We start from the raw sequence: 24,252 nt of genomic DNA on the forward strand, positions 1-24,252 counted from the left end.
TATTCCCATCGGTGTCCGATTTTGATGTCAGCCCGGTGGGGGACAAGGGCTTCCGCGGAGGCGTAGCAGCGCTACGCCGCACAAGAGGAGCACGAAGGCCGCCGCCGGGATGGCGCAAAAGCGGGCGCCGCCACACGTCTAGAAAGGGGCCTTCACCAGCTTCCATGTCGGGCTGTTAATCGCCATGTCAACATCGCGGGCAAATACCTCGAATCCCTTGTAGCCGTGGTACGGACCGGAATAATCCCAACTGTGCATCTGGCGGAAGGGGATACCCATCTTCTGGAAGACGTATTTCTCCTTGATGCCGGAACCGATCAGGTCGGGCTTTAAGGCATCGGCAAACTTCTCGAACTCGTACTCGGAGGGGTCGTCGTAGACCACGGTGGCGTCCGGCATCTCCGGCGCGGTACGGTCATAGTCGTCGGTGTGGGCAAACTCGTAGCCGGAACCGACGCAGTCCATGCCCAGGTCCTCGTATGCGCCGATGGTGTGGCGCGGACGGAGTCCGCCAACCAGCAGCATGACCTTCTTCCCATCCAGGCGCGGCTTGTACTCGTCGATGATGCCCTGCATGATCGGGTCATATTTGGCGATCACCGCCTCGACCTTGGCTTTGATGGTATCGTCGAACAGCTCGGCAAGCTGCCTGAGGCTGTTACGGATCTTGGTCGGGCCGAAGAAATTGAGCTCGACCCAGGGAATGCCGTACTTCTCTTCCATAACCTTGCACATGTAGTTCATGGAGCGGTAGCAGTGGATGACGTTGAGCTTGACCTTGTGGGTGGCGGCGATCTTCTCCAGCTCGCCGTCGCCGGTCCAGACGGCCTTGACATTGAAACCGCACTCTTCGAGAAGCGGCTTGGTCGACCATGCGTCGCCGCCGATGTTGTATTCGCCGATCAGGGCAATGTCATAGGGGCTTTCCGGTTCGGCATACTCGCGGGTTCCAATGATGAAGTCGCGAATCGTGTCGTTGGAGATATGGTGCCCCAAGGACTGGGAAACGCCACGGAAGCCCTCGCAGTTACAGGGGATGATGGGGATGTCCAACTCCTTGGCCGATTGTTTGGCCACCGAGTTGATGTCATCGCCGATCAGGCCGACCGGGCATTCGGAAAGGACCGAAACCCCTTTGGCCAGCGGGAACAACTCATGGGCCTCTTCCAGCAGGGTCTTGAGTTTCTTGTCGCCGCCGTACACGATGTCCTTCTCCTGGAAATCGGAGGTGAACTGCATCGGAAAGCTGGTAACGCCGGTGATGCCGCTCATCATATTGCGGCGGGTGCCCCAGGAGTACCAGCCGCAGCCGACCGGACCATGGGAGACGTGAACCATGTCGCGGATCGGTCCCCAGACAACCCCTTTGGCGCCGGCATAGGCGCAACCGCGGGCGCTCATGACGCCGGGGACGGTCTTCTTGTTGGACTTGACGCAGGCCGAACCGGATGCCGGGTCATTGGCGCCCAGATGCGGGGCGCGCTTCTTCTTGGCCTTTTCGGGGTATGCCGCCAGGGTTTCGGCGATCAAAGCTTCCGTCGTCTCCTTGGTGATACCTTCAACTTTTCGTATCTTTTCTGACATAATAGGTCTCCTCTGATTATGAGAGGCAAATCCAGCCTCTGCTGTATGCCCCCGGAACTAGGCTGCTGCCTCTGCCACGCCGACGATGCTCTCGTCCTCGACCTCCATGATGCCGAATTCCATCAGCAACTCTTCCAACTCTTCCATCTCCAGCGGGGTCGGAACCACCAGCATCTTGTTATCGGCGATCTTCTGGGCCAGGGCACGGTACTCCTGGGCCTGCTTGTGCTCGGGCGAGTATTCGATGACCGTCATGCGGCGCAGTTCGGCGCGCTGCACCTGATTGTCGCGGGGCACGAAGTAGATCATCTGGGTGCCGAGCCGTTTTGCCAGGGCCTCGATCAGTTCGTCCTCACGGTCGGTGTTGCGGGAATTGCAGATGAGCCCCCCAAGGCGGACCTTGCCGGAAGAAGCGTATTTGAGGATACCCTTGGCGATATTGTTGGCGGCGTACATGGCCATCATTTCGCCTGAGGTGACGATATAGATTTCTTCGGCCTTGTTCTCGCGGATCGGCATGGCGAACCCGCCGCAGACAACGTCGCCGAGAACGTCGTAGAAGACGAAATCCAGGTCCGGGGTATAGGCGCCGTTCTCTTCCAGGAAGTTGATGGCGGTGATGACGCCGCGGCCGGCGCAGCCGACGCCCGGCTCGGGACCGCCGGACTCTACGCATTTCACGTCGCCGAAACCGACCTTCATGACGTTCTCCAGCTCCAGGTCTTCCACCGTGCCCAGTTCGCGCACCAGGTCCATAACCGTCGCCTGAGCCTTGGCGTGGAGGATGAGGCGGGTAGAGTCGGCTTTGGGGTCGCACCCAACGATCATGACCTTCTTGCCGATGGATGCCAGACCGGCCACCGTGTTCTGTGTCGTGGTCGATTTGCCGATGCCGCCCTTGCCGTAGATTGCGATCTGTCTCATGATACTGCTCCTTTCGCTCACCAATCCGTGAGCCTTCGTGATTTGTTCGGGGCAATTAAAAAAGGCGCCCCATTCCCCTGAATGGCGGCGCCTTTGCCGGATTCCGTTGTCTGCTTGTTCAAAGTCTGTCAGATACCTTATGTCTTGGCATATTGCATCCTGCATGCCAATTTGTAATTAGCTGTTTTCTCTACATTTACAGAAACAGGCCCCTCACATTTGCCGGGTAACGCCCCTTCGTTGCACCTTTTTTATGCACAACTGCATAATCCCCTCCTCCCGAGCCCCAAGCAGATGTGCCCACAAAAAAGGCACCGATGGCGGTGCCTTTGTGTGCAGCAGATTTCAGCATAGAAGGGGAGGATCAGGCGGCCTCCTTCATACCATACAGTTTGATCAACTGGTTGTTGTTGAGCGGCCGCCGCGTCTGCTGGGCAATCTTTCTCACCTTGTCCATCAGGTGCATGGCCTCGGCACGACTGATGGAGATCCCCATGTCCTTGTACCGTTCGATCAGGCCGCTGGTGCCGGAGTGCTTGCCCACCACGATCTGGCGTTCGAGCCCCACCTCGGCCGGATCGAAGCCTTCGTAGTTCCGGGGATCCTTGATCACGCCGTCGGCATGCAGGCCGGATTCGTGGGCAAAGACCCGTTCGCCTACCACCGCTTTCCAGGCCGGTAGCGGCCGATTGGAGGCCTTGGCCACGAACAGGGACAGCTCCCGGAAGCGGTGGGTATCGATGCCGGTGTCGATGCCGCTGGCATGCTTGAGCCCCATCACCACCTCCTCCAGTGCCGCATTGCCGGCCCGTTCCCCCAGGCCGTTGACCGTCGTGTTGACGAACTGCGCCCCGGCGCGGATACCGGCAATGGCGTTGGCGGTGGCCATCCCCAGGTCGTTATGGGTGTGGACCTCGATGGGCAGTTCGGGCACGGCCGTGCGCAGGGCATGCACCTTGTCGAAGGTGCCGAAGGGATCGAGGATGCCCAGCGTGTCGCAAAAACGGAAACGGTCCCCCCCCATGGCCCACGTGATCTGCATCAATTCGATGAGAAAGGGGATATCGGCCCGGCTGGCGTCCTCCCCCCCGACCGAGACGTACAATCCCTTCCCCTTGGCGAATCCCAGGGCCACCTTGAGCTGTTCCTTGACCCATTCCCGGGTCTTTCTGATCTTGTTGCGGATCATGACGTCCGAAACCGACAGGGAGATGTCCACTGCCGTGACGCCGCTGTCGATGCTGGCCTGGATATCCGGCACCGTGGCCCGGTTCCAGGTGATCAGCCGGGCATTGAGCCCCAGGTCCACCAATGCCTTGACGTCGCTCTGTTCGTCCTTGCCCATGGCCGGAATGCCGCATTCCAGCTCCTGTACGCCGATGGAGTCGAGCATGCGGGCAATGGCTACCTTGTCGCGCCTGCTGAAAACCACGCCGGCGGTCTGTTCACCGTCCCGCAGGGTAGTATCGTCAATGATGATGGCTGGCTCGTTCATAATTGCCTCCTTATCTCTTCATCCGCAACTGCCCATGGTTGCCAGGCCGTAGATGTACTCCGGACGGTAATCCGGCTTGACGCCGGCATACATGAGGACATTGGTGCCGTGATCCCTGAAGCCCCGTTCCTGGAGCAGCGCAACCGCGCCCGAGTTGCAGGCCGGGGTGTCGATATAGACGGTGGCGCCGGCAGGCAGGCTGCTCAGGGCCTCGTCCAGCAGCCGCGCGGCCCGATCCGGCGAAACAGCACCGAACGGCCCCACCTGTACCGCCTGGCCGCAGGGCTGAATAACCGCAAAGGCGGAATCCGCGGCCAGCACCGTCCCGCGCCGGCACGTGGCGGCGAGCAGGACGTCACGCCGGTCCCCCCAGCCGAGCCGGTCAAGGGCCGCGTCCCACGCCCCTGCCGCGGCGGGCGGGGTGCCGGTTGGCGCGCCGGCCCTGCCGGTCCAGCGGATGATGGTGTCGGTGCTGTTGAATCCGTGTTTTTCATACAGGGCCTTGCCCATTTTCGAGGCGGTCAGCCAGAAGGTCGCGACACCGGCGGTCCGCAGGCTGTCAAAGGCCCCGAGGAACAGCGCCTCGCCGATGCCGGTGCCGCGGCAGCTCCGATCGACGATAAGGTTGCCGATCCAGCCGCTGGAATCATGGCGCAGGGAGGTCACGAAGCCGACGGCAGCACCCGACTCGTCCCGTGCCGAGAGACAGCCGTCGGGGAAGGTAGACAGCAGGAAATCGAATTCCCACGGTTCCGCCACCCAGTTTTCCCCGGCAGCCAGCCTCAGAAAGCGAGGCACATCCTCTTTGCGAAACGGCTCGATGGTCATGCGCGGTTGCTCCTTGCCCCTATGCTTGCGCCGGCACCGCGCAGGCGGATTCTCCGACCGTCACATCCTGCCCGATCAGGCCAATGGCGTCGGCGCGGCACTGTTTGCAGTGGCTGAACTGGCCGATGATGGTCTCGTTGGCCTTGCGCACCTCCGCCAGCCGCTGCTCGTCGGGCGGTTCGATATGGGCCAGCTCCGCCTGGGGAATGAGCGGCATGATGTTCATCACAAAGGCGCCCAGTTTTTTGACCCGTTCGGCGATCAACGGTATCTGGTCATCGTTGATCCCCGGCACCAGCACACTGTTGACCTTGATGGTGAGCCCCAGCTCGGCGGCCCGCTTCAGGCCTTCGAACTGGTTGGCGATCAGGATGTGCGCCCCTTCCACACCGCTATAGTGGTGGCCGTGATAGATGACATGGCGGTAGATCTGGGCTCCGACCTCCGGATCGACGGCGTTGATGGTGACGGTCAGGCTGTGCAGCCCCATCTCGTACAGGCGGTCGATGGACTCGGGGAGCAGCAGACCGTTGGTGCTCATGCACAGCATGAGGTGCGGAAACTCCTTTTTGACCAGTTCGAAGGTTTCAAAGGTCTGTTCGTTGGCCAGCGGGTCGCCGGGGCCGGCAATGCCGATGACCTTGATGATCGGCCCCACCACCGGGCTGGCCATCACCTCCCGCACCTTGACGATCGCTTCCTGGGGGGTCAGCAGGCGGCTGGTCACACCGGGGCGGGATTCGTTGGCGCAGTCGTGTTTGCGGGTGCAATAACCGCACTTGATGTTACACTGGGGGGCCACCGCCAGATGCATGCGGCCGTTTTTGTGATGGTTGCCGCCAAAGCAGGGGTGCCCTTGAATTTTGTTCTTCATGTCACATGCACTCGCCATGGGTATGCTCCTTTCAAACAAAAAGCCTGCGGCTCTCTCCGCAGGCTCCGTTGCCTTGACGCTGAGTTGGTTTCGTTTGTTCCCTGAATCGCCCTACGCTGATGGGTAAGGCATAGAGTGTGCCAGAGGCGCGTCATATTTAAAATTATGCCGCAAAGGCTCATATAACGGCCCATTGCAGCCGGCTATCCCTGGCCGGCCCCGCCCGATGGCGGCGGATCGGTCCGAAATAATGCCCATTTTTTAAGCATCCATATTATTTTTGGCATTGTGGTTTCGCTTTTGCAGGCCTAGATGAGGATACGTTGAAATTCTGCCCATTCCCCTCTGGACGGTTGCCCCATGCACAACCCGTACAATCGCGCAGAAGTCAGCAGCAGAGCCACTGCGGCCTTTATCGGCATGGCCATCGGCGACGCCCTCGGCGCGACGGTGGAGTTCATGACGGCGTCGGAGATTGCCGCAAAATACGGCACCTTCAAGGACATCTCCGGCGGCGGCTGGCTTCGGCTGAAGCCGGGACAGGTAACCGACGACACCGAGATGGCCCTCTGCATCGCCCGGGCAATTGTGGAAAACCAGGGATGGTCCGTGGCGGCGATCGCCCGCAATTTCGCCGCCTGGCTCAAATCCCGGCCGGTGGATTGCGGCGACACCTGCCGCAAGGGTATCCGCGCCTACATGCTGAACGGCACCCTGGAAGCGCCCCCGAACGAGTGGGACGCCGGCAACGGTGCAGCCATGCGGATCGTGCCGGCGGCGATCTTTTCCCTCCCCGACGGCGAACTGCTGAAAAAGTATGCCCTCGAACAGGCGCACATCACCCACAACAACCCCTTGTCCGACGCGGCCTGCGTCTGCCTGGGCGAGATGCTGCACCTGGCGATCTGCGGCGCCTCCCGGGCCCGCCTGCGCCGCCAGGCCGACGACCTCGTGGCCCGGTTCCCCACCTTTCACTTCGAGCCCTACCACGGGTTGGCCACCGGCTACGTGGTGGATACGCTCCAGACCGTCTTTCACTGGTTTTTCAAGGGGAAGAGTTTCGAGGAGTGCGTCGTGGGGACCGTCAACCAGGGGGCTGACGCGGATACGACCGGGGCCATTTGCGGCATGCTGGCCGGTGCCTACTACGGGATGGAGGGGATTCCCCAGCGCTGGCTGAAGAAGATGGACAGGAACGTGATTGCCGAGATCACCACGCTGACCGGACGGCTGATTAGCGCCTGCCCGGCGGGCGGGATGATGCAGACCTGAATCACCTTGAGCTGGACCCAGGTTGTTCAAAAATAGTCAGATCGTCGTACCCGTTAGACAAGCCCTGCGGAGGCCCTCACCCGGCCTTTGGTCACCCTCTCCCGGAGGGAGAGGGTGACGGTATCCCTTCTCCCTTTGGGAGAAGGATAGGATGAGGGGCGCTGCGCCGCACAAGGATACTTTCGAGGGCGAAGGCCTGATGGCTGTTTTTCAACAACCTTTTAGGATGCCGTCCGCCACCTGGCGCAGGCTCTTGCGCTTGTCCATGGCCAGCTTCTGCATGGCGCGATAGGCGTCCGCTTCGCTCAAACGCTGCTTTTCCATCAGCGTCCCCTTGGCCTTCTCAATCACCTTGCGGTTCTCGATGGTTTCCTTGAGGTCCTCGATCTTTTCCTTGAGGTCCTCCACCTGCTCGGTATGGGCCAGGGCGATCTCGATCGCCGGGATGAGGTCCTGCTCCCGGAGCGGCTTGGTTAAAAAAGCGGCAATCCCGCTCTCCGCTGCCCGTTTCGCGGTCTGGGCATCGAAGCAGTTGGTCAGGAGCATGATGGGGATCTTGAGCTTTTTCTTGATCTCTTTCGCCGCGGTTATGCCGTCCATTACCGGCATGGCCACATCCAGCACCGCCATATCGGGAAAGCTCGCCATGGCCATTTCCACGGCGCTTTTGCCGTCGCCGCACTCCAGCACATCCTCGAAGCCAAGCTCCATGAGCATGGTCTTCAGGCTCATCCTGATGATCGGTTCGTCGTCGCATATCAAAACTGTTTTCATGTATCACCCTCCCGGTAACCATCGGATATGGATTTGTTGTGCATCTAATATGCCAGTTGCACGGAAAAGGCCCCGGCATTTACTGCCGGGGCCCCGAATTTGCACAATTGTTTCAGTCCTTTATCCGGTCAGCTATCTGAGCGCCGCCTCGGCCAGCACCTCTGCCACATCGCGCACCTTGACGCTGTCGGCCTTCACGTCCTTGAGCCCGTCCTCGAACATGGTCAGGCAGTACGGGCAGGAAACGCAGATGGTGTCAGGCTTCTCTTCCAGCGCCTCCTTGACCCGCGTAAGGTTGATCCGCTCGCCGGTATGCTCTTCCATCCACATCCTGCCGCCGCCGGCCCCGCAGCAGAAGGCGTTGTTGCGGTTGCGCCCCATCTCGGCCGGGGCGGCCCCGGTGGCCAGTTCGATCACCTCGCGGGGGGCGTCGTACACGTCGTTGTGCCTCCCCAGGTAGCAGGAGTCGTGGAACACGGTAGCTCCCAACTCCGCGGAAGACCCCTCCAGTTTGAGACGGCCGTCCTGCACCAGGTTGCGCAGCAACTCGCTATGGTGAATCACCTCCAGTTCGAGCCCGTACTGTTGGTAATCGTTTTTCAGGGTCGAGAAACAGTGGGGGCACTGGGTGATAACCTTCTTGACGCCCCGCTCGGTGAAGATCCGTACGTTCTCCCTGGCCATGCGGTCAAAGACGTACTCGTTGCCCAGGCGGCGCAGGCTGTCGCCGCAGCATTTCTCGTCCTTGCCCAGAATGCCCCAGGAGACGCCGGCCTTGTCCAGCAACTGGGCCAGGGCCACGCTGACGTGCTTGCTGCGCGAGTCGAACGAGCCGGCGCAGCCGACGTAGAGCAGGTATTCGGTGGTCGCCTTGTCGAAGGGCTTGACCTCCATCTGGGCACACCACTTGGTACGCTCCGACGGGGCGATGCCCCAGGGATTGCTGCGCCCCTCCATGTTCTCGAACAGGTTGAGCAACTCCTCGGGGAAGCGGGCCTCGTTCTCCACCAGGTGGCGGCGCATCTTGACGATCTTGGGCATCTGCTCGATGAAGACCGGGCAGGCCTCCATGCAGGCCCCGCAGGTGGTGCAGCCCCAGATGACCTCCTCCGTGACGCTCCCCTCGCCCCCGTCGCCGATCAGGGACGTGGCCGGCGCCGCCCCCTGTTTGAGCAGTGCGCCGTTCTCCAGCAGATTGACCTTGATGTCGTGGACAACTGCCCGCGGATTGAGCGGCTTGCCGGTGATATTGGCCGGGCAGACCTTCTGGCACCGGCCGCATTCGGTACAGGCCATGGAGTCCAGCAGGTCCTTCCAGGTGAAGCGGTCCGCCTGGGCGACGCCAAAGGTATTGCCGCTGACGAACTCCTCGCGGGGCTGGGTATTGGGTTTCTCCAGCCGCCGGAAGAAGCAGTTGGGGATGGCGGTCAGGATGTGCATGTGCTTGCTGTGGGGCAGATAGCACATGAAGATCAGGAGCGCGGCGGCATGGGCCCACCAACTGACGCCGAACACCAGGACGCCGGCGGAGGGAGCTATCAGGCCTGCCACGACGCTTGAAACCGGCATATAGGTGTGGGCGATGGCGAGAAAATTCTCCGGCAGGCGGGAGATCCTGGCCCCATTGATGCCGAAGTTGGCCATCATCAGGGTGGCGATCAGCGCCAGGATAAAGAACGCCTCCATGGTGCGGGCTCCGGGATAGGGGGGCGCGACGATCCGCCTGACCATGGCGATGGCCACTGCCACGAGGGCCAGGAGCGACACGATGTCGATCACCAGCAAAAGCGGGAAGTAGATGCCGTCAGGCAGGTGCGACAGGCTGATGGACGGGAAGACGCCGTGCAGCAGGAACTCGGTGTTGGAGATCAGGAGAATGATGAACGACCAGAAGATGACGAAATGATTGAGGCCGAACGGCTTGGCCAGGACCCGCTTCTGGCCGAAGGCGTACAGCAGCATCTCGCCGATGCGGGTGCCGATGTTGTCGAAGCGGTTTTCCGCTTGGCCTACGGCCACCAGGCTGAACCTGCGCCAGCATCCCCAGGCAAAGATGCCGAGGGAGACGATCAAAAGGGGAGTGAATATGGTCGGGTTGGGTGTCATAAGGCCTCACATCAAAAGCTTTTCACCACGGAGGACACGAAGGAACAGCAAAACAACGTAACAGAATGAACGTAAAGCAGGTTTTACGATGGTATCCCGTTCATCCTGCGCATCCATGTACCTGTCTAGATGCTTTTCCTCAGTGTCCCTCCGTGTCCTCCGTGGTAATGCTCTGTTATTTTTGTGTTTGTTTCTTCAATTCCCGGATACGTTTCGTTATGGCCGGCACCACCTGGAACAGGTCGCCGACGATGCCGTAGGTGGCGACCTCGAAGATCGGCGCCTGGCGGTCGCGGTTGATGGCGATGACCATGTCCGAGTCCTGCATGCCGACCAGGTGCTGAATGGCGCCGGAGATGCCGCAGGCGATGTAGATCTTGGGGCGGACGGTCTTGCCGGTCTGGCCGACCTGGCGGTCACCCGGCATCCACCCGGCATCCACGGCGCTGCGGGAGGCACCCACCACGCCGCCCAACTCCTCGGCCAGTTCCTGCAGGATGGCGAAGTTTTCAGGCGCCATCATGCCACGGCCGCCGGAGACGATGAAGTCGGCGCCGGTGATGTCCACATGGCTCTTGCTCTTGGCATCATGGATGATCTCGATGACCTTGGTGAGGATGCTCTCCTCCGGGACCACGAAGTCCACCCGGACGACGGTCCCCGTGGCGCCCTCCTTCCGTTCCGGCATCGGCATCACGTTGGGGCGGACCGTGGCCATCTGGGGGCGGAACTTGTCGCACATGATGGTCGCCATGATGTTGCCGCCGAAGGCCGGGCGGGTCTGCATCAGGTTGCGTTTGTCGTCGATATCCAGACCGGTGCAGTCGGCGGTCAGCCCCGTGGCCACGCGGGTCGCGACGGCCCCGGCCAGGTCGCGCCCCATGCCGCTGGCGCCCATGAGGATGACTTCCGGCTTGTAGGTGGCGATCAAATGGCAGCAGGCCTCCAGGTACGCCTCGGTGCGATAGTTGCGGTACACCGGCGCATCCACCAGATAGGCCTTGGCAGCCCCGTGGGCGAAGGCCTCGGTACAGAGATGCTCCACATTTTCACCGATCACCAGGGCGCACAATTCCACCCCCAGGGAAGCGGCCAGCCGAGCCCCCGCCCCGAGCAGCTCCCACGAGACCTTGGCCGGCTCCCCCTCGGTCTGCTCCACGAAGACCCAGACTCCCCGGTAGGCGGCCAGCTTTTGGGCCAGGGCCGCGGCCTCCTCGTCCACCTCTTCTTCGGCCGGGGCTGCGGCGGCCGCCAGTTGCTCCAGGATCTTCAGCTCTTCAGGGGTGAAGAACATCTCCAGGGCGCTGGCCGGGCAGATCTTGACGCACTTGATGCAGCCGATGCATTTTTCCGGGATGACGATCGGTTCGCCGGCATCGTTCATCTCGATGGCATTGACCGGGCAGACGCTCTGGCAGCGGGCGCCGCAGGCAATACATTTGCCCTCCAGCAGGCGCGCCTTGCCGCGGGGTTTTTTCACTTTCGGTTGTGGTTCGGTCATGTCGGGAAACCTTTTTTTATAAAGATAAAATCTGTCTCTCACAGAGCTCACGGAGGCACAGAGAGAACCTTTTTAACTAAGAACTTTAAAACAAATTACCTTAAGCTAACCTGACTGTTTTTTCCTTCTTTTAGGTTTTCTCCGAGTCTCTGTGCCTCTGTGAGAGAACGCTTTACAGTGGCAGCATATCCTTTGCCAGCAGCTTGTCGATCAACAGCGCCGCCGTCCCCTCGGGATCGGCGTAGCCGTCTCCCAGGATCTCCCCCTTGGCCCGTTCCGGCGAAAAGATCTTGCTGACCCAGGTGGGCGACCCCTTGAGGCCGATGGACTGCTCGTCCAGCTTGAGGACCTGGTTGTTCCAGACCTCCACCCGGGCATCGGCCGCGGCCAGACGCATGGGGACGCGGGGATAGCGCGGCCGGTTCAGTTCGCGCACCACGGTCAGCATGGCGGGCAGGGGCGCCTCCACGATCTCGTGGCGCCCCTCCAGCTTGCGGCTGACCCGGATGCGTTTGCCCTCCACGTTCAGGTTGTCGATGCGGTCCACCAGGGTGAGCTGATGATAGGCAAGCCGGGTGGCGATGCCGGGGCCGACCTGGGCCGTATCGCCGTCAATGGTCTGCTTGCCGCACAATACCAGGCCGACCTCGTCCACCTCGCTGTTCAGCTTGCGGATTGCCGCCGAAAGGACATTGCTGGTGGCCAGGGTATCGGCACCGCCGAAGACCCGGTCGGAGAGCAGGATGGCCATATCGACCCCCAGGGCCAGGGCCTTTCTCAGGGTCGCCTCGGCATTGGGCGGCCCCATGGAGAGGACGGCGACCCGGCACCCGAAGCGGTCCTTCAGACGGAGCGCCTCTTCCAGGGCATGGGTATCATAGGGGTTGACGATAAAGGGGATGCCCTCGCGCACCAGGGTGTTGGTGACCGGATCGATCTGCACCTGGGTGGTGTCGGGGACCTGTTTGATACAGGCAACTACGAGCATGGATGAAGTTCTCCTGCAGTGCCTCACGGCGAAATTTGAAAAAGAATAAAGCCCGGCACTCTGGTCAATGCCGGGCTTCGGTGCCCAATCTCGAATCCCGCCACAGACGGAATGGAGTTTAGCATGAGCAGGAAGCATGCCGATTTGACCCACGTCAAAAGTATACACAACCCCATAAAGACCAAGTCTGCTGCTACGTTAAGGGGTTGCCACGGGCAACACGCCTGCAGGGGATCGCCCGAATGCGGGTTCCCCTGGGAAGCGACGCCCTCCTGTTGTGCATTTTTTGGCGCCAAACGCCCAAAAAAGATGCACGAAGGGTAAAAAAAGTCTGCCAGCCGTGACTGAACCGGCAACAGCTCAAAAGAACAATCGTGGCAATGAGTGCCGCACCCATTGATGCACAATATTTAAACACGTGATTAATAAATTTGCAATAAATCCTGTTTTCGCATACAATGTGCCACATTTTTAATCACTGGAGGGGTCATGGCAAAGCTCGATGAGAAACTTGAAGGCATTTACCAAGAGGTCTTGAAGCGCAATCCCGGCGAGGCGGAGTTCCATCAGGCGGTTCTGGAGGTTCTGGAGTCCCTGGGGCCGGTCGTCAGCAAGCATCCCGAGTACCTGGAACGCAAGATCATCGAGCGCATCTGCGAACCGGAGCGCCAGATCATTTTCCGCGTTCCCTGGCAGGATGACAAGGGAAAAGTGCATATCAACCGGGGTTTCCGCGTTGAATTCAACAGCGCCCTGGGACCCTACAAAGGCGGCTTGCGCTTCCACCCCTCGGTCTATCTGGGGATCATCAAGTTCCTCGGTTTCGAGCAGATCTTCAAGAATTCGCTCACCGGCATGCCCATCGGCGGCGGCAAGGGGGGTTCCGATTTCGACCCGAAGGGCAAGTCCGATGACGAGGTCATGCGCTTCTGCCAGAGTTTCATGACCGAACTCTACCGCCATATCGGCGAGCATACGGATGTGCCGGCCGGCGACATCGGCGTGGGGGGCAGGGAGATCGGCTACATGTTCGGCCAGTACAAGCGGATCACAAACCGCTGGGAGGCGGGCGTCCTCACCGGCAAGGGGCTCAAGTTCGGCGGTTCCCTGGTGCGCACCGAGGCGACCGGCTACGGTGCCTCCTTTTTCATCAACGAGGCGCTCAAGACCCGCAGGGACTCGTTCGACGGCAAGACCTGCCTGGTCTCCGGCTCCGGCAACGTGGCCATCTACACCATAGAAAAGATCCACCAACTGGGCGGCACCTGCATCGCCTGCTCCGACTCCAACGGGGTCATCATGGACGAAAAGGGGCTGGACGTGGAGTTGATCAAGCAGCTGAAAGAGGTGGAGCGGCGGCGCATCCAGGATTACGCTTCCTTCCACAAACACGCCAAATACGTACCCAACGGCAACATCTGGGAGATCCCCTGCCAGGTGGCCATGCCCTCGGCCACCCAGAACGAGATCAACGGCAAGGATGCGGCCACCCTGGTGAAAAACGGCTGCCTCGCCGTGGGCGAGGGGGCCAACATGCCCACCACCCCGGAGGGGGTCAAGGTATTCCTGGACGCCGGCATCGTCTACGGACCCGGCAAGGCGGCCAACGCCGGCGGGGTCGCCACATCGGCCCTGGAAATGCAGCAGAATGCCCAGCGCGACTCGTGGCGGTTCGACTACACCGAGAAGAAACTGGAAGACATCATGGTCAACATCCACCAGCTCTGCCACGACATCGCAGAGGAGTACGGGGCGCCGGGCAACTACGTCCTCGGCGCCAACATCGCCGGCTTCACCAAGGTTGCCGACGCCATGGTGGCCCACGGCCTCGTGTAGCCGCCCGTCGGCCCTTTTCCCACAGCCCGGCCCGATGGCCGGGCTTTTTTCGTTGACGCGCCCCCCTCCAGCGACTAAAAAAGAACCATGAATCTCCTTACCAACCTCAACCCACCCCAGAAAGAGGCCGTGCTCCACGGCGAGGGGCCGCTCTTGATCCTGGCCGGGGCCGGATCGGGCAAGACCCGCGTCATCACCCACCGCATCGCCCACCTGATCCGGGAGCGGGGCGTCCACCCCCGGAACATCCTGGCCGTAACCTTCACCAACAAGGCCGCCAACGAGATGGCCGAACGGGTGAGAAAACTGCTCGGCGGCGGGGAAGTGCCCCAGATATCCACCTTCCATGCCGCCTGCGGCCGCATCCTCCGCAGCCAGATCCACCATCTGGGTTTCGAGTCGTCCTTTGCCATCTACGACGACAAGGACTCCGAGCGGCTCCTGAAGGATGTGCTGGCCGAACTGGACCTGGACGACAAACGCTTCCCCCCCAAGACCATCGGCGCCAAGATCGACGACTTCAAGAACCGGGGCCTGTTCCCCGAGGACCTGGACGCTGTGGCCACCGGCGACATCTTCAACGAGCGACTGGTGCGGATCTATGCCGCCTACCAGGAGCGGCTGAAGAAGTGCAACGCCCTGGACTTCGGGGACATGCTGATCCAGACCGTCCGCCTGCTGGCCGATTTCCCCGAGGTGCGCCACTCCTACCAGGAGCGTTTCCAGTGGATTCTGGTGGACGAATACCAGGATACCAACCCGGTGCAGTACCGCCTGATCAAACTCCTGGCCGGCGAGCGGCGCAACCTGTGCGTGGTGGGGGACGACGACCAGTCCATCTACTCCTGGCGCGGGGCCGACATCCGCAACATCCTGGAGTTCGAAAAGGATTTCCCCGGCGTGCGCGTGGTCCGGCTGGAACAGAACTACCGCTCCACCGCCACCATCCTCAAGGCGGCGGGCGAGGTGGTCAGACACAACTTCGGCCGCAAGGGCAAGACCCTCTGGACCGAGAATCCGGCCGGAGAGAACATCCGGTACCTGCGGGTGGAATCGGACCGGGAGGAGGCGCGCACCGTGTGCCGCGAAATCTCCCGCCTGCGGACAAGCGGCGTCCCCCTGGAGGAGATGGCGGTCTTCTACCGCACCAACGCCCAGTCGCGCCAGGTGGAAGAGGCGCTGGTCGCCGAGGCGCTCCCCTACCACATCGTGGGGGGCGTGAGGTTCTACGCCCGCATGGAGGTCAAGGATATCCTGGCCTACCTGCGCGTGCTGGACAACCCGGCCGACGAGATCTCCCTGAAACGGGTCATCAACGTCCCGGCCCGGGGCATCGGCACCGCCACCATCGACAAGATCGGCCTCCAGGCCGCCCGGGGGGGATCAGCATGTACGCCGCCCTGCAGGATGCCGCCGAGAGCGGCCTCCTGGGGAGCGGCCCCCGGGGCAGGGTTGCGGCCTTTGCCGCCATGATGGAACGTTTCCGGGAAACCGGCCCGTCCCTGGACCTACCGGAACTGGCCCGTATGGTGATGGAGGAGAGCGGCTACCTGACCCGGCTCAAGGAGAGCCGGGACGAGGAGGATGCGGAACGGTTGGAGAACCTGGAGCAGCTCTTGGCAGCCATGGAGGAGTTCTGCGAGAAGAACCCCGAGACCGGCCTGTCCGAGTTCCTGGAGCAGGTATCCCTGGTGTCGGACCTGGAGCAGGGGGAGCAGGGCAAGCCCTCGGTGACGCTCATGACCCTGCATGCGGCCAAGGGGCTGGAATTCAGGGCGGTCTTCATGATCGGCATGGAAGAACGCCTCTTTCCCCACGTGCGCGCCCTGGACGACCTGGACGGCATGGAGGAGGAGCGGCGCCTCTGCTACGTCGGCATGACCCGCGCCCGGGAGCGGCTCTACCTGCTGAACGCCCGGCGGCGCTACCTGTTCGGCCAGGACCAGTCCAACCCTCCCTCCCGCTTTCTCAAGGACATACCGGGGGAATTGCTGGATGAGGAGGGAACCGGAGGGGGGAGCGGGTACCGGACGGAGCGGCCGTTCGGACAGACGCAGGCTCCCCGGCAGGAATATGCCGCAAGCCACAACCTGACCGCGGCCGCGCAGTTCAGCCACACCAACGAGGTCGAGATCGTCCCCGAGCCGCCGGAGGAGTACGGCGAGGTCTTTGTGGGCATGAAGGTGCGCCACGCCAAGTTCGGCCTGGGCACCATCAGGAAGATCGAGGGGAGCGGCGAAGCCCAGAAGGCCATCGTCTGGTTCACCTCGGCCGGCCCCAAGAAGCTCCTGCTCCGGTTCGCCGGTCTGGAACGGGCCTAGGCCCGTTCAATCACCCCTCGCCCAGCACCGCTTTCCGATAGCTCGCCAACAGGTCCGGGTCATCGTTGGAACCGTGGTGGTGGACCTGTCGCCAGCGACCCTCCATGAGCCGGAAGATCCGGCTCGTCCGGATGGCCATGGGGGGGCGTGCCGCCCGTACCGAATTCCCCCGCCGCCGGAAAGCGGCCAGCCTTTTTCCGGATTTGTGCCGATATTGCAGCAGGATAACCGGCATCCCCTTATACCATTTTAATACATCCCCCTCTTGCCACGTCACGGTTTCCGGCTACAATTTTCCTGCAGCGTCCTCTCCGCTTCTCGCCCCGTGGATATATCCGGAATAAAGGAGGAAACCGTGATCACCTTTTCCCTGAATGGCACGAAACAATCCGTGGAACTGAGCCCCGACACCCCGCTCCTCTGGGTGCTGCGGGACCACCTGCATCTCACCGGCACCAAGTTCGGCTGCGGCGAGGGGCTGTGCGGCGCCTGCACGGTCCACATCGACGGCCGGGCGGAGCGCTCCTGCATCACGCCGCTGTCCGAGGTGCAGGGCAAAAAGGTCACCACCATCGAGGGGATCGCCGCAAACCATCCCGTGAAAAAGGCCTGGCTGGCGGACGAGGTATCCCAGTGCGGCTACTGCCAGCCGGGGCAGATCATGAGCGCCGTGGCGCTCATGAAAGAGAAGCCCCACCCCACGGATGCGGACATCGACAGCGCCATGAGCGGCAACCTCTGCCGCTGCGGCACCTACGGCCGCATCCGGCGGGCGATCCATACCGCCGCCACGAGCGGGAAGGGAGGAAAGCGGTCATGAGCGAGATCATCAAGCTGAGCCGCCGCGAATTCATCAAGACCGGCCTGCTGGCGGGGGGCGGGCTGGTGCTGGCCTGCCATATCCCCCTGGGGGGCCGCGCCGCGGCCGCAACGACGGCCTTCGCCCCCAACGCCTTCCTGCGCATCGGCAGCGACGACGTCGTGACCATCATCGTCAACAAGTCCGAGATGGGCCAGGGAGTCTACACCTCCCTCCCCATGCTGATCGCCGAGGAGTTGGCCTGCGACTGGCACAAGGTGCGGGTCGAGGCGGCGCCCGTGGCGCCGGAATACAACCATGCCCAGTACGGCCCGTTCATGGTGACCGGCGGCAGCAGCAGCGTGCGCTCCGAATGGGAACGACTCTCCAGGGCCGGCGCGGCGGCCCGCGAGATGCTGGTGGCGGCGGCAGCCAAGGGGTGGCGGGTGGAGCCTGCGGCCTGCCGGGCCGAGAACGGCGTGGTCATCGGTCCCGGCGGCAAGCGCTCCGGCTACGGCAGCCTGGCGGCCCGGGCCGCCAAACTGCCGGTACCCCGGGAGCCGAAACTGAAGGGTGCACAACAGCGGCGCCTGCTCGGCAAGCCGCTCCACCGCCTGGACAGCCCGGCCAAGATCAACGGCACGGCGCTCTTCGGCATCGACGTGCACGTCCCGGGCATGCTGACCGCGGTCATCGCCCGGCCGCCGGTCTTCGGCGGCACGGTGAAGGGGTTCGATGCGCAGAAGGCCCTGGCGGTGCCGGGGGTGAAACAGGTGGTGGCGGTGCCCGCCGGGGTGGCGGTGGTGGCCGATGGCTTCTGGCCGGCCCAGAAGGGGCGCGAACTGCTGGAGATCACCTGGGATGAAGGGCAGTGGGCGCAACTAGCCACGCCGGCCATGCGCGAGGAGTACGCCCGGCTCTCCGCCATGCCGGGTCTGGCGGCGCGCCATGACGGCGATGCCCCGGCCGAACTGGCCAAGGCGGCCCATCCCCTTCGGGCCGAGTACGAGGTGCCCTACCTGGCCCATGCCACCATGGAACCGCTCAACTGCTTCGTGGACCTGAAAAAGGACCGCTGCCTGATCCGCACCGGCTCCCAGTTCCAGACCGTGGACCGCGGCGCCGCCGCCCGGGAGGCCGGGCTCAAGCCGGAACAGGTCAGCCTGGAGACCACCTTCCTGGGCGGGGGGTTCGGCCGGAGGGCCTGCACCGGGTCGGATTTCGTCATCGAGGCGGTGCAGGTGGCCAAGGCGGTCGGGAAACCTGTGAAGGTGATTCGTTCCCGGGAGGACGACATGCGGGCCGGCTACTACCGCCCCATGTGGTATGACCGCATCGCCGCCTGCCTGGACAACGCGGGCTTCCCCCTGGCCTGGCGCCACACCATCGTGGGGCAGTCCATCATCGCCGGCACCCTCTTCGAGTCGGCCATGGTGAAGGAAGGCATCGACCACACCTCGGTGGAGGGGGCCGCCGACACTCCCTATGCCATACCCAACCTGCTCGTGGACCTGCACACCACGAAGAACGGGGTGCCGGTGCTCTGGTGGCGCTCGGTGGGGCATTCCCACAACGCCTTCGTGGTGGAGAGCTTCCTGGACGAACTGGCCCACAGCGCCGGCCGCGACCCCTACCAGTACCGCCGCTCCCTGTTGAAAGGGCACCCCCGCCACCTGGCCGTGCTGCAGGCGGCGGCCGAAAAGGCGGGCTGGGGTACGAAGCTGCCGGCCGGCACCGGCCGGGGCATCGCCGTGCACGAGTCCTTCGGCAGCTTCATCGCCCAGGTGGCCGAGGTTTCCCTGGATGCCGCGGGGCAGGTGCAGGTCCATCGCGTCGTCTGCGCCATCGACTGCGGCCGGACCGTCAACACTGACACCATCGCGGCCCAGATGGAATCGGGCATCGTCTTCGGGCTCTCGGCGGCCCTCTACGGGGCCATCACCCTCAAGAACGGCCGGGTGGAACAGGGCAACTTCGACACCTACCCGCTGGTGCGCATGCAGGGTTCCCCCCGGGTGGAGGTGCACATCATCCCCAGCGACGAGCCGCCCGGCGGCGTGGGGGAACCGGGCGTGCCCCCCATCGCGCCGGCCGTGGCCAACGCCCTGTTTGCCGCCACGGGCGCCCGGGTGCGTTCGCTCCCCCTGACGCCGGAGAAGGTAGCGGCCGCCCGGGGCACGGCATGACCGACCTGGACATCTACGAGGAGATGGTACGGCTCGCCCGGTTGGGCGAGCCGTTTGCCCTGGCCACCGTCATCGCCCACAGCGGCTCGTCGCCCCGCAAATCCGGCGCCAAGATGCTGGTGCGCCGCGACGGGACGGCCGTGGGGAGCGTGGGGGGCGGCAGGGTGGAGCTGGAGAGCGTCCGGGCCGCCCTGGCCGCCCTCGGCGACGGCGGGCCGCGCACGCTCCCCTTTGTGCTGACCGAGGAGCAGGGCTTTGCCTGCGGCGGCAGCATGACGGTCTTCATCGAGCCCCAGGGGCGCCGGCCGCTCCTGGTCATGTTCGGGGCCGGCCACGTGGGCAGGGCCGTCACGCTGCTCGCCCACACCTGCGGCTTCCGCGTGACCGTGGTTGACGACCGTCCCGACTGCAGCACCCATGCCCTGCTTCCCGGGGCCGACGCCATCGTCTGCGCCCCGGTGAAGGAGGCCTTCGGGCACCTGGCGCTCGACCGGGAGAGCTTCGTGGTGATCGCCACGCCGGGGCACCTGCACGACTTCGACGCCGTGCGGGGATGCCTGGCCACCGAGGCCGGGTTCGTGGGTCTGCTGGGGAGCCGGCGCAAGCGGGAGACCCTGCTGGCGCTCCTGGAGCAGGAGGGGTTTGGCGAGGAGCAGCGGAGGCGGATCGTCACCCCGGTCGGCCTGGACATCGGCGCCCAGACCCCGGAGGAGATCGCGGTCAGCATCGTGGGCGAACTGATCCGGCTCAGGAGGAAGCCGTGACGGGCCGTGCCGGTGCGATCCTCCTGGCCGCCGGCCTTTCCCGGCGCATGGGGACCTGCAAGCAGCTGCTCCCCCTGGGCGGCAAGACGGTCATTGCCCGCTGCCTGGAAGGCCTGCTGGCGGGGGGGGCGGAAGAGGTCGTGGTGGTGGTGGGCCCCCAGGGGGACGCCGTGGCCGGGGAGGCCCGCAGCCACCCGGTCCGCATCGTGCGGACAACGGACCCGGACGGCGACATGGCCTGTTCCGTCAGAACCGGCCGGGCGGCACTGTCTCCCGCCGTCGGCGGGGTCCTCATCGCCCCCTGCGACCACCCCCTGGTCTTGCCCGGGACCGTCGCCGGGTTGCTGGCGGCGCACCGCCGCGACCCGCGGGCCATCATCATCCCCTGCCACGCCGGCCGGCGCGGCCACCCCACCTGCTTCCCCCGCGGGGTTCTCGACGAACTCGACGATACCGGCACCCTGCGCGACCTGGTCCGCCGCGACCCGGCCCGGCTCCGCCATCTGGAAACCGCGGACCGGGGGGTGGTGCTGGACATGGACACCCCCGAGGATTACCAGCGTCTCGTCGAGATCTGGAGAGAACTCAGGGGGTTCAAAAGCGGTCGGGTCACCGCACCCACTCGACAAGCCCCGCGGAGGCCCTCACCCGGCCTTTGGCCACCCTCTCCCGGAGGGAGAGGGTAACGGCATCCCTTCTCCCTTTGGGAGAAGGATAGGATGAGGGGCGCTGCGTCTCCGCGGGCTTTCGAGGCCGGCGGCGAGATGGCTGTTTCTCAAACCTGTCAGTGTATCTGTTCCACCAGGTAGTTCTGGGCCCCCATCTGCTTGATCTGGTCGAGTTGCGCTTCCAGCCAGTCGATGTGCGCCTCCTCCTCCTCCAGGATATCCTCCAGCAGTTCGCGGGTCCCGTTGTCGCCCACCTCCACCGCCAGCCTGATGCTCTCGTTGTACCCCTTGATGGCGGCCTCTTCGGCACTCCAGTCGTTTGCATGCATCTTGGGCACCTCGGCGCCGATATGGATCTTGTTGAGATCGCTGACGATGGGGCGCCCTTCCAGGAAGAGGATGCGGGCAATCAGTTTTTCGGCGTGCTTCATCTCGTCGATGGCGCGCTTCTCGATGGCCTTGTGCAGCCGCTCGTAGTCCCAGTTGTCGCACATCTCCGAATGGACCATGTACTGGTTGATGGCGGTCAACTCCTCTGCCAGGCGCAGATTGAGGTGTTCGATGATCTTGTCGTTTCCTTTCATGGCGGCTGCTCCTTTACCCGGTGGTTTCCTTCGGTCCCGCTCGGGACACCACGTTTATTGAAACATACTTTCCACGCCGGTCAAGTGCCCGCAGCCGTCTCCACAAAAATTTGTTGCCCGGCGCCGTCTCCCGTGCTATCTGGTGCAGTCCATTCCAACACGAGGAGCACCAGCGCGGCGATGATCCATCTCTCCAATATCACCAAGCAGCACGGCTCGCAGGTCCTGTTCCGCGACGCCACGTTCCAGATCCTGCCCGGTACGCGCAACGGCCTGGTAGGGCCGAACGGGGCCGGCAAGACCACCATTTTCCGCATCATCACCGGTGAAGAGGAGGTGGACGGCGGCGAGATCACCTGCGCCAAACGCACCACCATCGGCTATTTCTCCCAGGATGCGGGGGAGATGGCGGGGCGCTCGGCCCTGGAGGAGGTCATGGCCGGTTCGGCGGAAACCATGCGTCTGGCGGCGGAGCTGAAAGAAATGGAAGCGGCCATGTGCCAGCCCCAGTCCGACGACGACATGGCCGCCCTGCTGGAACGCTACGGTGTGGCCCAGGAGGAGTTCGAGCACCGGGGCGGCTACGATCTGGATACCCGTGCCCAGACCGTGCTGACCGGCCTCGGCATCGGCCCGGACCGTTTCCACCATCCGGTGGAGTCCTTCAGCGGCGGCTGGAAGATGCGCATCAACCTGGCGAAGATCCTGACCATCAAACCGGATGTGCTGCTTTTGGACGAACCGACCAACCATCTGGACGTGGAGTCGATCATCTGGCTAGAGGAGTGGCTGGCCAACGACTTCGACGGCGCGCTGCTGATGACCAGCCATGACCGGGACTTCATGAACCGCATCGTCACCCGCATCATCGAGGTGGCCAACAAGACCGTTACCACCTACGGCGGCAATTACGATTTCTACGAACGGGAGCGTGACATCCGCCGGGAGCAGCTCCTGGCCAGCCACCGCCGCCAGCAGGAGATGCTGGCCAAGGAGGAGGAGTTCATCGCGCGCTTCGCCGCCCGCGCCTCCCATGCGGCCCAGGTGCAGTCGCGGGTCAAGAAGATCGACAAGATCGAGCGCATCGAGATCCCCCCGAGGAGCGGGTGGTGCGCTTCGAGTTCAGCGAGCCGCCCCGAAGCGGGGACGACGTGGTGGTGATGGAGGGGCTGGCCAAGAGCTGGCAGTTGCCCGGCGGCGGGGAACACCCGGTTTTCAGCGGGGTGTCCGGCATCATCCGCCGCCAGAACAAGATCGCCGTGGTGGGGGTCAACGGCGCCGGGAAATCCACCTTCCTCAAGGTCCTTGCCGGCCAGACCGGACAGACCGCGGGCCACGTCAACCTGGGGGCCAATGTGGAACTGGGCTATTTCAGCCAGCACGCCATGGACATCCTCGACCCGAAGAAGACCGTCTTCGAAACGGTGCAGGACGCCATGCCCCTGGCCACCATCGGCGTGATCCGCAACCTGCTGGGCGCCTTTCTCTTCCAGGGAGACACGGTGGACAAACGCATCGAGAACCTGTCCGGCGGCGAGAAGAGCCGGGTTGTGCTGGCGACGCTGCTGGCGCGGCCGGTCAATTTCCTGGTGTTGGACGAACCGACCAACCATCTGGACATCAGATCACGGGAGATCCTTCTGGACGCCCTGCAGGGGTTCGGCGGAACCGTCGTACTGGTCAGCCACGACCGCCACTTTTTGCGCCTGCTGGTTGACCGGGTATTCGAGATCGACCACGGTGAAATGCGCGTTTACGAGGGAAATTACGAATATTACCTCGGCAAGTCCCATGCCGCGGCAGCTTTGCGGGAATAAATTATTTTGCATCGGATAATTAATAAGTTTGACATTGTGGATAAAATGCTGTTACGTTGGTATAACGTCTACGGTTCATCCCGGACATATTAAACGAGTAGTATCAGGAGAAGGTAACGACATGGTAAACGGAACAGTGAAATGGTTTAACGACAGCAAGGGGTTTGGTTTTCTTGAGCAGGAAGGTGGCGAGGATGTTTTCGTCCATTTTTCCGCGATTGTTGGCGAAGGCTTCAAATCCCTCGCTGAAGGCGACAGGGTTACGTTCGAAATAACCCGTGGTCCGAAAGGTCTGCAGGCCGCCAACGTTACCAGGGTTTAATCACTTAATCCTATAGCGTGATTGATAAGGCCCCGGAGAAATCCGGGGCTTTATTTTTGTTGGTTCGAAAAAAATCGGCATGGAAGGCGTATGACAAACCTGATTACCCCGGAAGGATTGAAAAAACTGGAAGCGGAGTACCATTACCTCTGGCGGGTGGAACGCCCCAAGGTCGTTCAGGGGGTGTCCGACGCGGCGGCGGAGGGGGACCGTTCCGAAAATGCGGAATACATCTACGGCAAAAAACGGCTGCGGGAGATCGACCGCAAGCTGAAGCACCTGGGGAGCCGGCTCAAGCTGCTCAAACCGGCCACCTCCCCGGCCAACCCCCAGATGGTGTCCTTCGGCTGCTGGGTAACCTATGAAGACGAGGACGGCAACGAACGCTGTTACCAACTGGTCGGGCCGGATGAATTCGACGTGAGCCAGGGGCGGATCAGCATCGATTCGCCGGTCGGCCAGGCCCTGCTGCACAAGCGGCTCGATGACGAGGTGGTCATCCGCCGCCCCAATGGCGATCTGACGGTCTACATCACCGACATCGGCGCCACCCGCCCGGCCGGAGCCCCCCGGTAAAAACCGGCGCGTCATTCGCCAACCGCGCGCCAA

The 24,252-nt window shown here is 63.0% G+C and carries 20 protein-coding genes and 2 pseudogenes; 11 read left to right on the forward strand and 11 right to left on the reverse strand.

Annotation, left to right across the window (positions count from 1 at the left end; translation table 11 throughout):
* Positions 1–138: 138 nt before the first annotated feature.
* The 5 genes from nifD to FO488_RS16865 form a co-directional block, all read right to left on the reverse strand.
* Positions 139–1,584 carry a nitrogenase molybdenum-iron protein alpha chain gene (nifD, locus tag FO488_RS16845; protein WP_149211617.1) on the reverse strand — a complete coding sequence of 482 codons (1,446 nt, stop codon included), beginning with the start codon at positions 1,582–1,584 and terminating at the stop codon, positions 139–141.
* A gap of 57 nt (positions 1,585–1,641) precedes the next feature.
* Positions 1,642–2,508 (reverse strand): nitrogenase iron protein, encoded by an 867-nt coding sequence (nifH, locus tag FO488_RS16850; RefSeq protein ID WP_149211618.1) that lies wholly within the window; start codon positions 2,506–2,508, stop codon positions 1,642–1,644.
* Positions 2,509–2,872: 364 nt separating this feature from the next.
* A complete protein-coding gene (gene nifV / locus FO488_RS16855) occupies positions 2,873–4,003 on the reverse strand; it encodes a homocitrate synthase (protein WP_149211619.1) in 1,131 nt (376 codons plus the stop codon).
* 18 nt (positions 4,004–4,021) lie between these two features.
* On the reverse strand, positions 4,022–4,831 hold the full coding sequence (locus FO488_RS16860; protein WP_149211620.1) for a GNAT family N-acetyltransferase: 810 nt from the start codon (positions 4,829–4,831) through the stop codon (positions 4,022–4,024).
* A 19-nt stretch (positions 4,832–4,850) separates the two neighbouring features.
* Positions 4,851–5,723 (reverse strand): radical SAM protein, encoded by an 873-nt coding sequence (locus FO488_RS16865; protein WP_149211621.1) that lies wholly within the window; start codon positions 5,721–5,723, stop codon positions 4,851–4,853.
* 342 nt (positions 5,724–6,065) lie between these two features.
* Here FO488_RS16865 and draG point away from each other — a divergent pair, with 342 nt between their 5' ends.
* Complete coding sequence (gene draG, locus FO488_RS16870) at positions 6,066–6,977, forward strand: ADP-ribosyl-[dinitrogen reductase] hydrolase (RefSeq protein WP_149211622.1); 912 nt, start codon at positions 6,066–6,068, stop codon at positions 6,975–6,977.
* A gap of 210 nt (positions 6,978–7,187) precedes the next feature.
* On the opposite strand, the gene FO488_RS16875 is transcribed toward draG, so the two are convergent.
* The 4 genes from FO488_RS16875 to FO488_RS16890 all read right to left on the reverse strand — a co-directional run bounded on the left by FO488_RS16875 (position 7,188) and on the right by FO488_RS16890 (position 12,346).
* Entirely contained in the window at positions 7,188–7,751 is a 564-nt protein-coding gene (locus tag FO488_RS16875; protein WP_149211623.1) for an ANTAR domain-containing response regulator, read from the reverse strand.
* A 132-nt stretch (positions 7,752–7,883) separates the two neighbouring features.
* Positions 7,884–9,857 (reverse strand): (Fe-S)-binding protein, encoded by a 1,974-nt coding sequence (locus tag FO488_RS16880; RefSeq protein ID WP_149211624.1) that lies wholly within the window; start codon positions 9,855–9,857, stop codon positions 7,884–7,886.
* 175 nt (positions 9,858–10,032) lie between these two features.
* Positions 10,033–11,358, reverse strand: coding sequence for an electron transfer flavoprotein subunit alpha (locus FO488_RS16885; RefSeq protein WP_149211625.1), 1,326 nt, complete (start codon positions 11,356–11,358; stop codon positions 10,033–10,035).
* A 172-nt stretch (positions 11,359–11,530) separates the two neighbouring features.
* Positions 11,531–12,346, reverse strand: coding sequence for an electron transfer flavoprotein subunit beta/FixA family protein (locus FO488_RS16890; protein ID WP_149211626.1), 816 nt, complete (start codon positions 12,344–12,346; stop codon positions 11,531–11,533).
* Between the two features lie 489 nt (positions 12,347–12,835).
* On the opposite strand from FO488_RS16890, the gene gdhA reads away from it, so the two are divergent.
* Both gdhA and FO488_RS16900 read left to right on the forward strand, forming a co-directional pair.
* Positions 12,836–14,182, forward strand: a complete 1,347-nt coding sequence (gdhA, locus tag FO488_RS16895; RefSeq protein ID WP_149211627.1) for an NADP-specific glutamate dehydrogenase — start codon at positions 12,836–12,838, stop codon at positions 14,180–14,182.
* An 87-nt stretch (positions 14,183–14,269) separates the two neighbouring features.
* Positions 14,270–16,503, forward strand: a pseudogene (locus tag FO488_RS16900) (ATP-dependent helicase).
* Between the two features lie 10 nt (positions 16,504–16,513).
* Here the strand turns inward: FO488_RS16900 and FO488_RS20370 are convergent.
* Positions 16,514–16,642 carry a hypothetical protein gene (locus FO488_RS20370; protein WP_255516532.1) on the reverse strand — a complete coding sequence of 43 codons (129 nt, stop codon included), beginning with the start codon at positions 16,640–16,642 and terminating at the stop codon, positions 16,514–16,516.
* Positions 16,643–16,858: 216 nt separating this feature from the next.
* Here FO488_RS20370 and FO488_RS16905 point away from each other — a divergent pair, with 216 nt between their 5' ends.
* From FO488_RS16905 to FO488_RS16920, 4 genes are read left to right on the forward strand one after another with little or no spacing between them, the layout of a single operon-like run.
* The gene (locus FO488_RS16905; protein WP_149211628.1) at positions 16,859–17,323 is read left to right on the forward strand and encodes a (2Fe-2S)-binding protein; all 465 of its coding nucleotides are present in this window, start codon (positions 16,859–16,861) and stop codon (positions 17,321–17,323) included.
* Complete coding sequence (locus FO488_RS16910) at positions 17,320–19,488, forward strand: xanthine dehydrogenase family protein molybdopterin-binding subunit (protein ID WP_149211629.1); 2,169 nt, start codon at positions 17,320–17,322, stop codon at positions 19,486–19,488. The genes FO488_RS16905 and FO488_RS16910 overlap by 4 nt, the downstream gene beginning before the upstream one ends.
* Entirely contained in the window at positions 19,485–20,252 is a 768-nt protein-coding gene (locus FO488_RS16915) for an XdhC family protein (RefSeq protein ID WP_149211630.1), read from the forward strand. The genes FO488_RS16910 and FO488_RS16915 overlap by 4 nt, the downstream gene beginning before the upstream one ends.
* On the forward strand, positions 20,249–20,938 hold the full coding sequence (locus FO488_RS16920) for an NTP transferase domain-containing protein (RefSeq protein WP_240732024.1): 690 nt from the start codon (positions 20,249–20,251) through the stop codon (positions 20,936–20,938). Before FO488_RS16915 ends, FO488_RS16920 begins: the two co-directional genes overlap by 4 nt.
* A 98-nt stretch (positions 20,939–21,036) precedes the next feature.
* On the opposite strand, the gene bfr is transcribed toward FO488_RS16920, so the two are convergent.
* Positions 21,037–21,504, reverse strand: a complete 468-nt coding sequence (gene bfr, locus FO488_RS16925; RefSeq protein WP_149211631.1) for a bacterioferritin — start codon at positions 21,502–21,504, stop codon at positions 21,037–21,039.
* A 264-nt stretch (positions 21,505–21,768) separates the two neighbouring features.
* Here bfr and FO488_RS20465 point away from each other — a divergent pair.
* The 4 genes and pseudogenes from FO488_RS20465 to greB all read left to right on the forward strand — a co-directional run.
* A pseudogene (locus tag FO488_RS20465) lies at positions 21,769–22,665 on the forward strand (ABC-F family ATP-binding cassette domain-containing protein); the annotation flags it as partial.
* Entirely contained in the window at positions 22,614–23,321 is a 708-nt protein-coding gene (locus FO488_RS20470; protein ID WP_304598755.1) for an ABC-F family ATP-binding cassette domain-containing protein, read from the forward strand. The pseudogene FO488_RS20465 and the gene FO488_RS20470, both read left to right, overlap by 52 nt.
* A gap of 121 nt (positions 23,322–23,442) precedes the next feature.
* Positions 23,443–23,643, forward strand: a complete 201-nt coding sequence (locus FO488_RS16935) for a cold-shock protein (protein ID WP_149211632.1) — start codon at positions 23,443–23,445, stop codon at positions 23,641–23,643.
* Between the two features lie 90 nt (positions 23,644–23,733).
* Positions 23,734–24,219, forward strand: coding sequence for a transcription elongation factor GreB (gene greB, locus FO488_RS16940; RefSeq protein WP_149211633.1), 486 nt, complete (start codon positions 23,734–23,736; stop codon positions 24,217–24,219).
* Positions 24,220–24,252 lie beyond the last annotated feature (33 nt).

Source organism: Geobacter sp. FeAm09 (genome assembly GCF_008330225.1).
Classification (GTDB): Bacteria; Desulfobacterota; Desulfuromonadia; order Geobacterales; family Pseudopelobacteraceae; genus Oryzomonas.